The sequence below is a fragment of the Nonomuraea turcica genome, from assembly GCF_030718205.1.
GTDB lineage: Bacteria > Actinomycetota > Actinomycetes > Streptosporangiales > Streptosporangiaceae > Nonomuraea.
The window spans coordinates 138,807-152,022 of sequence record NZ_JAUZQF010000008.1; the positions used below are offsets into that span (position 1 = coordinate 138,807).

Annotated in this window: 12 protein-coding genes; 2 read left to right on the forward strand and 10 right to left on the reverse strand. The window is 69.2% G+C overall.

Going from position 1 to position 13,216, the window contains the following annotated elements; genetic code table 11:
• Nucleotides 1-70 precede the first annotated feature (70 nt).
• Entirely contained in the window at nt 71-1,006 is a 936-nt protein-coding gene (locus tag Q9G87_RS21805) for an ABC transporter substrate-binding protein (protein WP_305918261.1), read from the forward strand.
• A gap of 39 nt (nt 1,007-1,045) precedes the next feature.
• Here the strand turns inward: Q9G87_RS21805 and Q9G87_RS21810 are convergent, their stop codons facing one another.
• The 8 genes from Q9G87_RS21810 to Q9G87_RS21845 form a co-directional block, all read right to left on the reverse strand.
• Nucleotides 1,046-1,822, reverse strand: a complete 777-nt coding sequence (locus Q9G87_RS21810) for a TetR/AcrR family transcriptional regulator (protein WP_305918262.1) — start codon at nt 1,820-1,822, stop codon at nt 1,046-1,048.
• 267 nt (nt 1,823-2,089) lie between these two features.
• Nucleotides 2,090-2,620 (reverse strand): GTP-binding protein, encoded by a 531-nt coding sequence (locus Q9G87_RS21815; protein WP_305918263.1) that lies wholly within the window; start codon nt 2,618-2,620, stop codon nt 2,090-2,092.
• A gap of 28 nt (nt 2,621-2,648) precedes the next feature.
• The gene (locus tag Q9G87_RS21820; protein ID WP_138665684.1) at nt 2,649-3,011 is read right to left on the reverse strand and encodes a DUF742 domain-containing protein; all 363 of its coding nucleotides are present in this window, start codon (nt 3,009-3,011) and stop codon (nt 2,649-2,651) included.
• A gap of 26 nt (nt 3,012-3,037) precedes the next feature.
• Entirely contained in the window at nt 3,038-3,460 is a 423-nt protein-coding gene (locus Q9G87_RS21825; RefSeq protein ID WP_305918264.1) for a roadblock/LC7 domain-containing protein, read from the reverse strand.
• Nucleotides 3,461-3,481: 21 nt separating this feature from the next.
• The gene (locus Q9G87_RS21830) at nt 3,482-6,304 is read right to left on the reverse strand and encodes a sensor histidine kinase (RefSeq protein WP_305918265.1); all 2,823 of its coding nucleotides are present in this window, start codon (nt 6,302-6,304) and stop codon (nt 3,482-3,484) included.
• 132 nt (nt 6,305-6,436) lie between these two features.
• On the reverse strand, nt 6,437-8,662 hold the full coding sequence (locus Q9G87_RS21835) for a [protein-PII] uridylyltransferase (protein ID WP_305918266.1): 2,226 nt from the start codon (nt 8,660-8,662) through the stop codon (nt 6,437-6,439).
• Nucleotides 8,663-8,750: 88 nt separating this feature from the next.
• The gene (locus Q9G87_RS21840) at nt 8,751-9,089 is read right to left on the reverse strand and encodes a P-II family nitrogen regulator (RefSeq protein ID WP_103955876.1); all 339 of its coding nucleotides are present in this window, start codon (nt 9,087-9,089) and stop codon (nt 8,751-8,753) included.
• The gene (locus Q9G87_RS21845; RefSeq protein WP_305918267.1) at nt 9,086-10,438 is read right to left on the reverse strand and encodes an ammonium transporter; all 1,353 of its coding nucleotides are present in this window, start codon (nt 10,436-10,438) and stop codon (nt 9,086-9,088) included. The genes Q9G87_RS21840 and Q9G87_RS21845 overlap by 4 nt, the downstream gene beginning before the upstream one ends.
• Nucleotides 10,439-10,644: 206 nt before the next feature.
• Between Q9G87_RS21845 and Q9G87_RS21850 the strand changes: the two genes are divergently transcribed.
• Nucleotides 10,645-11,571: an ABC transporter substrate-binding protein gene (locus tag Q9G87_RS21850; protein WP_305918268.1), complete on the forward strand. Its 927-nt coding sequence runs from the start codon at nt 10,645-10,647 to the stop codon at nt 11,569-11,571.
• Between the two features lie 42 nt (nt 11,572-11,613).
• Here the strand turns inward: Q9G87_RS21850 and Q9G87_RS21855 are convergent, their stop codons facing one another.
• Together Q9G87_RS21855 and Q9G87_RS21860 are read right to left on the reverse strand one after the other, a co-directional pair.
• Nucleotides 11,614-12,375, reverse strand: coding sequence for an MOSC domain-containing protein (locus tag Q9G87_RS21855; RefSeq protein ID WP_305918269.1), 762 nt, complete (start codon nt 12,373-12,375; stop codon nt 11,614-11,616).
• Between the two features lie 10 nt (nt 12,376-12,385).
• Entirely contained in the window at nt 12,386-13,195 is an 810-nt protein-coding gene (locus Q9G87_RS21860) for an alpha/beta fold hydrolase (RefSeq protein ID WP_305918270.1), read from the reverse strand.
• Nucleotides 13,196-13,216 lie beyond the last annotated feature (21 nt).

Sequence of the window (13,216 nt, forward strand, 5' to 3'; positions counted from 1 at the left end):
TCAGAGGTCGGCATGAGATCGCCCTGTCACGCCGCGGCCCCCACGGGGGCCGCGGCCGTGGAGACTTCCCATGCGCTTGAAGACGTTCGTCGGGCCGCTGGTCGCGGCCCTGCTCCTGACCGCCTGCACCGGCGAGGAGCCTGAAACTTCCGCCGGGTCCAAGGGGACCGTCAACCTCGACATTCACGCCTGGGTCGGGTACGAGGCCCAGGCTGCCGTGCTCGCCTACTTGCTCGAGCGCGAGCTGGGCTACAAGGTGAACAAGCGGGAGGAGAAGGAAGACCAGTCCTGGCGGGATTTCGAAGCCGGCAAGGTCGATGTGATCGTCGAAAACTGGGGGCATCCGGCCCTGAAGAAGGAGTACATCGAGGAGAAGAAGGTGGCCCTGTCGGCCGGTCTCACCGGGAACAAGGGGGTGATCGGCTGGTACGTCCCCGAGTGGATGGTCAAGAAATATCCCGATATTACGGACTACCGAAACCTCAATAAGTACGCACGCCTCTTCCGGACCGAGAAGACCGGAAACGCCGGGCAAATCCTGGATGGCGATCCGACGTTCGTCACCAATGACGAGGCTCTCGTGAAGAACCTCGGACTGAATTACAAGGTCGTCTACTCCGGCAGCGAGGATGCGTTGATCAAGGCGGCGCAGAATGCCACCCGGAACCGGACGCCCCTTTTGATGTATTTCTACGAGCCGCAATGGCTGTTCACCAAGGTCAAACTCGTGAAGATCGCGCTTCCCCCGTACGCCGTGGGTTGCGACGCGGATGCGCGGAAGGTGGCCTGCGACTACCCGCCATACCTGCTCGACAAGATCGTCAGTAAGCGGTTCGCGGAGAACGGCGGCAAGGCGTACGAGCTGGTCCGCAACTTCACCTGGACCAACGACGACCAGAACGCGGTCGCCGGCGCCATGATCAACGAGAAGCTGACCGCCGAAGAGGCCGCGGCCCGGTGGGTGGCGGAGAACAAGATCGTATGGAAGGACTGGATCCCCCGCTGAGGTCCGGCTTGCGTGCCGCACGCGGTCGGCGACGACCTCTCAGGGCGAAGTAAGCCTTGCCCGCTGGCTGACCAGGGCCTCGATGCCGTCGAGCACGCGCTGCAGGCCGAACTCGAAGGCTTGCTCCGGGCTGTAGGCCGCGTTGAGCGCCTCGCCGGCCGCCTGGCCCACCCTGGCGGCCGTGGGGAAGCGCCCGGGGTCGGCGATCAGGCTGAGGAAGGGCGCGTGCGCGGCCCACCATTGCTCGTCGGTCATCCCCGTCTGGCTCTCGGCCTGCGCGGCCTCCACCGCCCCTCTGGCCGCCCCGTGCACGAAGCCGGTGATCAGCGTGATCACCGAGTCCATCTCCAGGTCCGTCAGGCCGATGCCGTCCACGGCGCGCAACTCGTAGTCGTATTTCGCGGTGGCGTTCGGCCCGAGCACCGGCCGGGTTGCCGCGATCTGCAGCAGCCACGGATGCCGCAGATAGAGCGCCCAGTTCTCCCTGGCGATCTGCTCCAGCCTGCCCCGCCAGCCGCCCGGCGCGTCCTCCGGCCTGGCGGTCTCGCCGTAGACCGTGTCGAGCATGACGTCGAACAGCTCCGGCTTGCCGGGCACGTACGTGTAGAGGGACATCGTGCCCACGCCCAGCCGCTCGGCCACCCGCCGCATGGACAGCGCCTGCAACCCCTCAGCGTCGGCCACGTCGATGGCCGCGCGCACGATCCGCTCCACGCTCAGCTCAGGCCTGCCCTTGCGGCTGGTCCGCTCACTGGTCCGCCAGAGCAGCGCCAGGCTGCGGGCGGGATCGCCTTTCCCCGAATACTCCACGGTCACCCTCGTACGGTACAACGTACGGTTACCGGCTGAACGACGTACCTAACGAGAGAATGCGCGGGCTACGGCGAGTCCAGCGGGCCGCAGGCACGCAGTGCGGCGACCAGCCTGAGGGGGTTCCCAAAAGACCTTGAAAAACCAGATGCCGGCTACGGCGAGTCCAGCGGGCCGCAGGCACGCAGTGCGGCGGCCAGCCCGAGGGGGTTCCCAAAAGACCTTGAAAACCAGATGCCGCGGCTCAAGCTGCCGCCCCCGACGAACGCGGGCTTAGTGCACCGGCGCCGCGCGAAGGCGGACGACGTGCTCGACCAGCGCGATCAGCGTCGCCTTCACCGACTCGCGGTCACGGGCGTCGGTACGCACCACCGGCACGTGCGACGGGAGCGCGAGCGCCTCCCTGACCTCGTTGTCGGAGTGCAGGAACTGGCCGTCCCAGCCGTTGATGCCGATCACGAAGGGCAGCTTGGCCTCTTCGAAGTAGTCGATCGCGGGGAAACTGTCGGCCAGACGCCGGGTGTCGGTCAGCACGACCGCCCCGATCGCGCCCTTCACCAGGTCGTCCCACATGAACCAGAACCGGTGCTGCCCGGGCGTGCCGAACAGGTAGAGGATCAGGTCGCGGTCGAGCGAGACCCGGCCGAAGTCCATGGCCACGGTCGTGGTCTGCTTGTTCGGGGTCATCCCGAGGTCGTCGATGCCCGCGGACGCGTCGGTCATGACCGCTTCCGTGGTGAGCGGGAGGATCTCCGACACCGCCCCCACGAACGTCGTCTTGCCCACGCCGAACCCCCCGGCCACGACGATCTTCGTCGACGTAAGCCCGGGGCTAGAGCCTGCGTAGTCCACTGAGCACCCTTTCGAGCATGTTGAGGTCTGGCTGTCCCTGGCTGAGGCGTGGCTGGTGCAGGCGGACAAGCCCTTCGTCGGACATGTCCGCCACAAGCACCCGGGCCACGCCCAGCGGAACGCGGAGCAGGGCCGAGATCTCGGCGACCGACCGGAACGTTCTGCATAGCTGCATGATGGCCTCCTGCTCGGGGGTGAGCAGGACCATCTCTTCGTCCGGGATCGACATGGACGAGATCAACGTCTCCATGGCGAGGTGATAGCGCGGCTCAGAACGGCCGCCTGTCACCGCGTAGGGACGGAACAGGGGCTCTTCTTCCCCGATTCCGTCAGTGCCGTACACGGCCCTCTCCCATCAGTTCCATCACATCACCGCGACCTGGCGGCCTGTAGTTCGGCGCGCAGGGACGGCGTGAGCGCTTGTCCCGCTCTGTCTACCAGCAGCGTCATCTGGTACGCCACCAACCCCATGTCACAATCAGGACCCGCCAGCACCGTCAGCACCGAGCCGTCGCTGATCGCCATGACCAGCAGCAGCCCGCGCTGCATCTCGACGACGGTCTGCGTCACCGCACCGCCCTCGAACACCCTGGACGCGCCCACGGTCAGGCTCAGCAGGCCGGCCGAAACGGCGGCCAGTTGGTCGGCTCGATCCGGTGGGAAGCCCTCCGAGGCGGCCAGGGACAGGCCGTCCGCGGAGACCACGACGGCATGCGCGACTCCGGGCGTGTTGCGGACGAAGTCGGTGATCAGCCAGTCGAACCTGTGCGCCTCATGGCTAAGGGTTGTCACGCATCCTCCCCGACGGGACGCTTACTCACTCTGTTCCTCCTGTCCACGAAGTTCCTGGCGACCGCGGCGCACACCCTGCTGGTAGCTGGCCAGCCGACTGCGTATCCGGTCCGCTGAGACCGGCTGCGCAGGCGCCTGCCGCTGCTGCGGCTGTTGGGCCGGCGCGGGTGGCTGGCTCGCCGTACCCGGCACCAGGTTGGCCTTGGGGGTGCGCTTCGGCAGCCCGGCGGCGGTCGTGCCGCCGAGGCTGGGCTCGCTGGCTGCGGCCGCCGCCCGCCATCCGGCGTCTGCGGCCGTTCGCCACGCTTCCTCCCCAGAGGGTACGGGTTGCGCGGGAGTGGCCCCGACCTCGCCCGCGGGCTTCGGCTGCTCGCCGGGCGGCCTGCGGAACCAGGCGGACTCCACCGACGCGAAGATCGGCAGGTATTCCTCCTGCTCCGGCTCCATCGGCGACACCTCGACCGACGGCGTCGGGTCCGGCTTGCGCACGTCATTCGTCGCGTACGACTGCGGCGTCTGGAACGCGCCATTACCAGATGGGTACGATCCCGGGCTGGGGTACGACGAGAAGGACCCGGAGTCGAACGAGGGCGGCTGCCTGCGGTAGGAGCCCCCGTCGGTGTCGGCGGTGAACCCGGCTATCCCGCTACGGCCGGGGTCCGCGCCGAAGGAGTCGAACGCGGGCTTCTGCGTACCGGGCACGCTGTCGTACGGACCGGGTCTGGCTGGTCCGCGGTCGACGGAGTCGAAGCTGCCGAACGACCGGAACATGCCGTTCTGCGGCGCCTGCGGACCTGGCGTGCCGAACGCCGGGGTGGGCGCGGTCCCGCCACCGAACGCGGGGCGCTGCGGCAGCGGCTGCTGCATGCCGTCGGCGATCAGCGTGGGCGGCAGCAGCACCATGGCGATCAGGCCGGCGCCCTCGCCCTTCCTGAGCTGCACCCTGATGCCGTGGCGCAGCGCCAGGCGGCCGACCACGAACAGGCCCATGCGCCGCGACACCGACACGTCCACCACTGGCGGCTCGGCCAGGCGGCGGTTGGCCTCGGCGAGCTCCTCCTCGGTCATGCTGATGCCGGTGTCGCTCACCGACAGCAGCGCGCCGCCGCCCTCGATGAGGCTGCTGGTGACCATGACCTGAGAGGTGTTCGGGGAGAACTGGATGGCGTTCTCGACCAGCTCGGCGACCAGGTGGACCAGGTCGTTCGCGCAGCTGCCGAGCACCGACGTGGTGCGGTGGACCCGGACCTGGACACGCTCGTAGCCCTCGACCTCCGACAGCGCGGCGCGGACGACGTCGACCAGCTTGGCCGGCTGGCTGCGCCGGCGGGTGGCCTCGTGGCCGGCGAGGACCAGGAGGTTCTCGGAGTTGCGGCGCATGCGGGTGGCCAGGTGGTCGAGCTTGAACAGGTCGGCCAGCCTGGCGCCCTCCTGCTCGCCCTTCTCCAGGCCGTCGATCAGTGAGATCTGCCGCTCGACCAGCGTCTGGGTGCGGCGCGAGAGGTTGACGAACATCGAGCTGATGTTGCCGCGGAGCTCGGCCTCCTCGCCCGCCAGGCGCACGGCCTGCCGGTGCACCTGGTCGAAGGCGCGCGCCACTTCACCGATCTCGTCGTTGCCCTCGACCTCGATCGGCCGTACGTCGGTGACGCCCGCGTCGCCGCTGACCCGCAGCTGGCGCACCACGTCGGGCAGGCGGAAGCCGGCGATCTCCAGGGCCTCGGTACGCAGCCGGCGCAGCGGGGTGACCATGGACCGGGCGATGGCCACGGTGAGCAGCAGGACCAGCACCAGCAGCGCGACGATCAGCACACCCGCGATGATCGCGTTGCGGATCTCGGACTCGCGCAGCTCCTGGCTCCGCAGGTTCACCTGGCCGGCCAGATCCCGCTCGATGTTGTGCAGGACGTCGATGACGACGCCGTTGTTCTCGAACCACTCCTGGCGGCTGGCCCTGGCGGAGATCAGGTTGTCCGTGATCCGGACGCCGGGCGCCCGGCCGCTGGCCAGCGTGATCGCGCGGGACTTGGTGAGCTGGACGCCGACGTACTCGGGCCTGGAGGTCAGCGTCTTGGACAGCTGCAGGCCGGTCTCGACGCCGGCCTCGGTGCCGACGGTCGAGATGTCGTCCAGCTGGCGGGCGTTGGAGGCGATGAACTGCTCGACGGTCTTGGAGTCCACCGAGTTGGGGGCGTAGGAGGCCTGGAGCAGCAGGACCCGCTGCCGGGAGACCTCCTCTTTCGCCCGCGCGAGCGCGCTCAAGGCGCGGAACTGGCCCACGATCTGGGAGTCCTCGGACATGAGGCTCAGCTCGTCGTGCAGGTTGAGCAGGCTGTCGGTGAGGAAGTCGTACTGGATGGTGCGGGTCTGGCCCTCGGCCCTGATCCGCGTCAGCCGGGTCAGGTCGCCCCGCGCCTGCTCGGCGGCCTTGACCACGCGCGGGCCGTAGGAGTCGTCGATCGAGTCGATGTCGGTGCGGACGGTCGCGACGAGCTTGTCGACGGCCGCCTTGCGCTCGGCGAGCGGCTGGGCGAGCGTCTTGCGCATCGCGCGGCTGGCGCCGATCCAGCCGCCGGTGTCACGCTCCAGGCCGATCGCCTGGACCAGGTCGCGGATGCGCCCCGACTGCTCGGCGGCGGTGGCAGTGCGGTCGTAGTCGGCGATGCTCTGGACTGAGGCCGCCACGTCCGCGCCGCCCAGCACGACGGCGGCGATGGTGGGAACCAGGATGAGCGCGGTCAGACGCCACCGCACGCGCCAGTTGCGCAGACGAAGCCGTGGCAGCGACCGCTTCCCGCGGTCCCGCTTCGCGGCGACGCCGCTGTCGGAGTTCCCCGTAGTCACTGCTTCCGCTACCCCTCACATCGTCCCGTTGGCAACGGGCCTCAAGCCGTCCACAAGGTATCCGAGCAACCGACTTAACCGTCAATTCCGACACAATCGTTACATTTGTGACCGGCAGTCGTGTGCTCTTGGTTATCGCAGCGCGGCAAGCACTTGATCGCGGACTTGCGCCCTCTGCGCATCGTCGCTGAGGGGGCGACCGGCGCGATCGACAACGTAGAAGACGTCAACCGCCTCCGCGCCGAGAGTCTCTACGCGAGCGGCTCTCACGTCAAGACCGCACTCCCCGAACGCCCGTCCAATACGCCACAGCAGCCCCGGCCTGTCATGGGCCCTGACTTCCACGACGGTGGCCGTCGCGGAGGCGTCGTCGACCAGTGTCACCCGAGGTGGGGCCACAGGTACGCGGGGCGGCCGCACCGCACGCGAACGGCGGGCCAGCCGCTGCTCGATGTCAAGACGGCCGGCAAGGACGAGACGGAGATCGGACTCCAGCGTGGCGGGGTCGGGCGGGGTGCCGTACTCCGGGATGACGGAGAACTCGATCACCGCTGTGGAGCCCGCGGAGGCGGACGAGGCGGAGCGCACGATGAGCCGGTGCGCGGACAACACGCCGGCGGCGCTCCAGAGCAGCCCCACCCGGTCAGGGGCCACGACCGTGACGGATCCCCCGTTGACGCGTACGGCGCCGCCGCCGTGCCTGGCCAGCGCGGTCTGGTCCGGCGACAGGGTGGGCGGCTTGGGCGGCGGCGAGCCGGCCAGCACGGACCTCACCCGGCGCACGAGGTCGGCGACCAGCCCGGCCTTCCAGCTGTTCCAGGCGGCGGGCCCGGTCGCGTGGCCGTCGGCGACGGCCAGCGCGGCCAGCAGGTCGAGCACTTCCCGTGAGCCGACGGTGCCGGCGACCTTCTCGATCGTGACGGGGTCGTCGAGGTCCCTGCGGGTGGCGGTCTCGGGCAGCAGCAGGTGGTGGCGTACGACCGTGGCCAGGGTGTCCACGTCGGACGCGGGCAGGCCGATGCGGGTGGCGATGTCGCGGACGACGACCTCGCCGGTCGCCGAGTGGTCGCCCGGCCAGCCCTTGCCGATGTCGTGCAGCAGCGCCGCGATCAGCAGAAGGTCGGGACGCGAGACCTCGCGGGTGTGGCTGGCGGCGTTCGCGGCGGCTTCGATGAGGTGCCGGTCGACGGTGAAGCGGTGGATCGGATGGCGCTGCGGGCGATGGCGAACCCGCTCCCAGTCAGGAAGCAACTTGACAAGGATGCCCGCCTGATCGAGCTCCTCCCACACGGGCACGGCAGCGCGGCCGGCGCCGAGGATCGACACCAGCGCGTCACGGGCCTCCTCGGGCCACGGCACCGGCATGGGAGGCGACTGAGCTGCGAGAACGGACACGGTCGCGGGCGCGAGCGGCAGCCCGGAGTCCGCCGCGGCGGCCGCCGCGCGCAGCACCAGGACGGGGTCCTTGCGGGGGTCGATCCCCCGGGCGAGCACCACTTCGCCGCCGTGCTCGACCACGCCGTCCGCCAGCGGGCGGCGGCCTCGGGGAGCGGGGCCTGACAGGAGTCTGTCAACGGTGCGCCAGGTGCCGTCGAAAGCATGAGAGATCGTGCGGCCCGCCTCGGCGAGCCTGCGCATGAGCGCCTCGGCGTCCAGCAGGCCGAGCAGGCCGGCCACGGCGTCCTGCTCCTGCAGGACCAGCCGGTCGGTGCCGCGGGCGGTGACGATGTGCAGCGCGTGCCGCACGTCGAGGATGAACTCGTACGCCTCCCGCGCCCGGGGACCCGGCGCGGAGGCGACCCAGGCCGCCGCCACGGCCTGCATGGCCTGGACGTCGCGGAGACCGCCGCGGCCGTCCTTGAGGTCGGGCTCGAGGAGGAAAGCGAGCTCGCCGCTGGCCTGGGCCCGCTGGTCGGCCGCGTCACGCAGCTCGCCCAGCCTGCGCCGGGAGTCGGCCCGCCACTCGGCGAGCACCGCCTCCCTGGCCTTCCTCGTCAGCTCGGGGTCGCCGGCCACGTGCCTGGCCTGGATGAGGCCGAGCACGGCCTTCAGGTCCTGCCTGGCGACGGCCACGGCCTCTTCGACCGTGCGCACGGAGTGATCCAGATTGGCCGCGGAGTCCCAGACCGGATACCAGATCCGGTCGGCGATCCTGGCCACGTCGGGCCGCCCGTTGTGCAGCAGGACCAGGTCGAGGTCGCTGCCGGGGGCCAGCTCGCCCCTTCCCAAGCTCCCGACGGCGACCAACGAGACGTGGTCACCGTCGCTCGCCGTGCGGAAGAGATCCTTGAGCCATCGGTCGGTGTCCGCGGTCCGCTCCTTGCGGGCCGCGGCGTACGAACGGGTCTCTCCCCTCACTCCTGCGCCCCCTTGCCGAGCTCCGCCCGGACGCCGTTGTCCGGGCTTCGCCGCACATCAATGATGGAAACCCTGCCGTGCTCCCAGGTCACAGGGCCTCCGGGCCCCTCTCTCCCGTGCGTACGCGGATGACGGTGTCCACGGGCACGGACCAGACCTTGCCGTCACCGATCTTGCCGGTGTGCGCGGCCTTGACGATGACGTCGATCACGTCCTCGGAGTCATCCTCTTCGGCGAGGACTTCCAGCCGGACCTTCGGCACCAGGTCGACCTGGTATTCGGCGCCGCGGTAGACCTCGGTGTGGCCGCGCTGCCGGCCGTAGCCGCTCGCCTCGCTGACCGTCATTCCCTTGATGCCGAACTGTTCCAGTGCGGCTTTCACGTCATCCAGCTTGAAGGGCTTGATGATCGCCGTGATGAGCCTCATGCGTCCACCTTCTTAGGAGCGGGGGCGGGGCCGTTGGAGGACGTCACGCCCGAGGCGTGGAAGGTGCCGATGTCGTAGCCGGTCTCGGCGTGGGTGGTGATGTCGACACCGGTGACCTCGGCGTCTTCCGCGATGCGGAAGCCCATCGTCTTGTCGATGATCTTACCGAGGATCCAGGAGATCACGAAGGAGTAGAGGCCGACCACGACCGGGCCGAGCACCTGAAGGCCGAGCTGGCTGATCTGCCCGCCCTCGATCAGGATGCCCTTGTTCTGGCCGGGCAGGAACGGGTAGGCCGCGAAGAAGCCCAGCGAGATGGCGCCGATCAGACCGCCGACCAGGTGCACGCCGACCACGTCGAGGGAGTCGTCGTAGCCGAGCTTGTACTTCAGGCCCACGGCGTAGGCGCAGATCACACCGGCGAGCAGGCCGATGACCACGGCCGCCCACGGGTCGACGAAACCACAGGCCGGGGTGATGGCGACCAGACCGGCCACCGCACCGGAGGCGACGCCGAGCGTGGTCGCGTGACCGTCGCGCAGCTTCTCCACCAGCATCCAGGCGCCTGCCGCGACGGCGGTGGCGATCTGGGTGTTCATGAACGCCAGACCGGCGGTCTGGTCGGGGGCCAGCTCGGAGCCGGCGTTGAAGCCGAACCAGCCGAACCACAGCAGACCCGTGCCGAGCAGCACCAGCGTCAGGTTGTGGGGCCGCATGGGCTCCTTCTGCCAGCCCTTGCGCTTGCCCAGGACGAGCGCGAGCGCGAGCGCCGCGGCACCGGCGTTGATGTGGACGACCGTACCGCCGGCGAAGTCCTCGATGCCGAGCTGCCCCAGCCAGCCGCCGCCCCAGACCCAGTGAGCGACGGGGAAGTAGACCAGGGTGGCCCACAGCAGGGAGAACACCACCCACGCGCCGAACTTGGCCCGGTCGGCGATCGCGCCGCTGATCAGCGCCACGGTGATGATGGCGAAGGTCAGCTGGAAGGCGGAGAAGACCATGAGGGGGAAGTTGTCGGCCGCCGCTGCTTCGGCGGTGACGTTGCCGCCCTCGAGGATGAGACCCTCGTAGACGGCGTTGAAGACCCCGCTCAAGCCGAGGTAGTCCAACCCTCCGACGATCTTGTTGACGACGCCGGAGCCATCGCCGGCGGCGTCGAACGCGAGGGAGTAACCGTAGAGGACCCAAGCGACCGTGACGACGATGATGCTGACGAACGACATCATCATCATGTTCAGGACGCTCTTGGCCCTGGTCATGCCCCCGTAGAAGAACGCGAGGCCCGGAGTCATCAGCAGCACCAGGGCGGTGCATACCAGCATCCAGGCGGTAGTGCCGCTGTCGATCATCGAAGCGACCCTCCTTACGTGTGACGTGTTGCCACAGCGTGTTCTCCCGGAGTTTCGTGGCGCGACCAGGCTTGTTTCACATTCGTGAATCTCGCCGGACGGGTGTTTCAGGTACGTTTCGGACGTCTCACAGATCCCATTCCTGCACGGCAATTTCCGGCATGAGATACTTAGGGTTGCCTAACCTAAATGATCAAGGAATCCTCATGCGTCTCCGCCTGGCCGTCGCCGCCATGCTCCCCCTGCTCGCCCTCGCCGCGTGCGGAACCTCCACCTCCTCCCAGGAGACGGGCCCCACCAGGACCGTCAAGCACGCCATGGGCGAGACGAAGGTGCCGATGACCCCGCAGCGGGTCGTGGTCCTCGACACGGACAAGCTCGACACCATGGTCACGCTCGGCCTGGCGCCCGTGGGCGCGGCGCAGGCCCAGGAGAACCAGAAGTGGCCTGCCTACCTGGGCTCGGCCCTGTCCGCCACCAAGGCGGTGGGCACTCTCCAGGCCCCGAACATCGAGGCCATCATCGCGCTCAAGCCGGACCTCATCCTCGGCTCCAAGTTCCGGCAGGCGGCCTTCTACGACAAGCTCAGCAAGATCGCGCCCACCGTGTTCACCGAGAAGGTCGGCGTCACCTGGAAGGAGAACTTCCTGCTCGACGCCGAGGCGCTGGGCAAGAAGGACCAGGCCACGCAGCTGCTGTCCGCCTATGAGACGCGGGCCAAGGAGGTCGGCGCGAAGTTCTCGAAGCTGGAGGTCGGCATCGTGCGGTTCATGCCGACCGAAATTCGGCTCTACGGCCCCGAGTCGTTCAGCGGCATCGTCGTGGGTGACGCCGGGATCCCCAGGCCCGCGGCGCAGCAGCTCGCCGACCAGCAGGACAAGCGCTTCGGCAAGCTGAGCCAGGAGAACATCGCCAAGGCCGAAGCCGACGCGATCTTCTACAGCGCGTACGGCGAGGCCGCCGCCAAGTCGCAGGCCACGGTGACCGGCGGGCCGCTGTGGAAGAACCTGGAGGCGGTCAAGTCGGGCAACGCCCACAACGTGGACGACGAGATCTGGATGCTCGGCATCGGCGTCACGGCCGCCGGCAAGATCCTCGACGACCTGGACAAGTACCTCGCGCCCCTGGCCTGAGCCAGACGAGCCTGGGCCGGGCGCGACGCACCGCGGCCCGGCTCAGCCGAGACGCACCGGATCGCCCTTCCTGATCCGGCCGGGCCGCAGCACGCGCGCGTAGACCCCCGCGCACGGCTGCGGTCCCATGTCGAACACCGGCACCCTGTTGTGCCTGGCCACCGTCCGCAGTGCCTCGACATCCCGCCCCAGCGCCCCGTGCGCCAGCGTCGGCACGGCGCAGCGCGGGCTGGCCACGATGACCTCCAGCACCACGTCGCCACCGACGTGCAGCTCCCGGCCCACCCAGTCGTTCTCGGGAAAGCCCGCCGGGCCGGTCGCGATGATCAGGTTGGGACGGTAGCGGAGGACCTCGACGTGCCCGCGCGGACTGAGCGCGCCGATCCGCTCCACGGCCGAGGTCGAGATCAGGTGCACCGGCGCGAAGTCGAAGAACGTGCCACCGGGCGAGGCGGCCCCGAGCGTGCCGACGGTGTGCGGCACCTCCGCCTCAATGCCCTCGGCCAGAACCCGCTCGGGAACGGAGCGCTCGAACTCGGCACCCTCCGGCGGCACGTCGATCAGCCGCACCGCGCGCCCCAGCAGCCGGGACAACTCCGCGTCGTCTGGGACGCGTGCCCCTTCGATGGTCAGCAGATCCCGCCAGAGCCGCGGGTTCTTCGCGCTGGCGATCTTCCCGGTAGCGACGTCGAGCACCGCCCGCGCGCGATCACCGGCCAGCCCGCGCTCGGTCACCTCGCTCTCCGCGATCTCCTCACCCAGCATCGATTTGACCGGATAACGACGCAGCGTCTCTACATGCACGCAAGGCAGCCTATGACTCCTGAGCCGCCCAGAAGCGCCGCACATGCGGCACCAGCTCGGCGGCCCGCTCGTCGGGGAAGAACAACCGGCCGCCTTCGATCTCGACGATCTCTCTGACGCCGGGGATCGTGTCGCGCAACCAGCGGGCCCAGCTCACGTCGAAGAAGACGTCGCCCGTGCCCCACACCACGAGCGTCGGCACGGTCAGCACGGTGAGCTGCGGTTCGATGGCGATCATGTCCTTGGCGTCGAGGGAGGCCAGCATGCGCTCGAAGGCCCGGCCGCCGCCCGGCTTGGCGAAGATCGGCCGGAGATACGCCTCCACCAGCGCGGCTGGGTCGTCGATCCGCTCGTAACCTTCACCGAAGGCGGTCTTGGCCACCAGCTCCGGCTGGTCGAGCACGGCGGCGGTGAGCTCGGCCAACTCGCCCCTTCGCGCCAGCTCGACGGTGGGTTCGAACGCCTTCGGCGGGGTGTTGGTGTGCACGTCGCAGTTGGTGAGGGTGAGCGTGCGGAGTCGCTCGCGGTGCCGTACCGCGAAGATCTGGGCGACGGCGCCGCCGGTGTCGTTGGCGACGAGATCCACGTCGGTGAGGCCGAGCTCTTCGCACAGCTCTTCCACCGCCTCGGCGAGCGCGGGGATCGACAGGTCCTCGCGCGGCGCGCTGCCGCCGTGCAGCGGCAGGTCGATGGCGACGCAGCGGCGCTCGTCGCGGAGCTCGGCGATGACGTTGCGCCACAGGTACGAGCTGGTCCCGACGCCGTGCACGAACAGCGCCACCGGCCCCTGCCCGACGTCCACGTAGTTGATGCCGTCCACAGATGACCTCCACATCGGATT

Excerpts from the sequence above, each read along its gene's own strand:
- Q9G87_RS21805 (WP_305918261.1), top strand. The coding sequence starts at position 71 with ATGCGCTTGAAGACGTTCGTCGGGCCGCTGGTCGCGGCCCTGCTCCTG.
- Q9G87_RS21840 (WP_103955876.1), bottom strand. The coding sequence starts at position 9,089 with ATGAGGCTCATCACGGCGATCATCAAGCCCTTCAAGCTGGATGACGTG.
- Q9G87_RS21845 (WP_305918267.1), bottom strand. The coding sequence starts at position 10,438 with ATGATCGACAGCGGCACTACCGCCTGGATGCTGGTATGCACCGCCCTG.
- Q9G87_RS21850 (WP_305918268.1), top strand. The coding sequence starts at position 10,645 with ATGCGTCTCCGCCTGGCCGTCGCCGCCATGCTCCCCCTGCTCGCCCTC.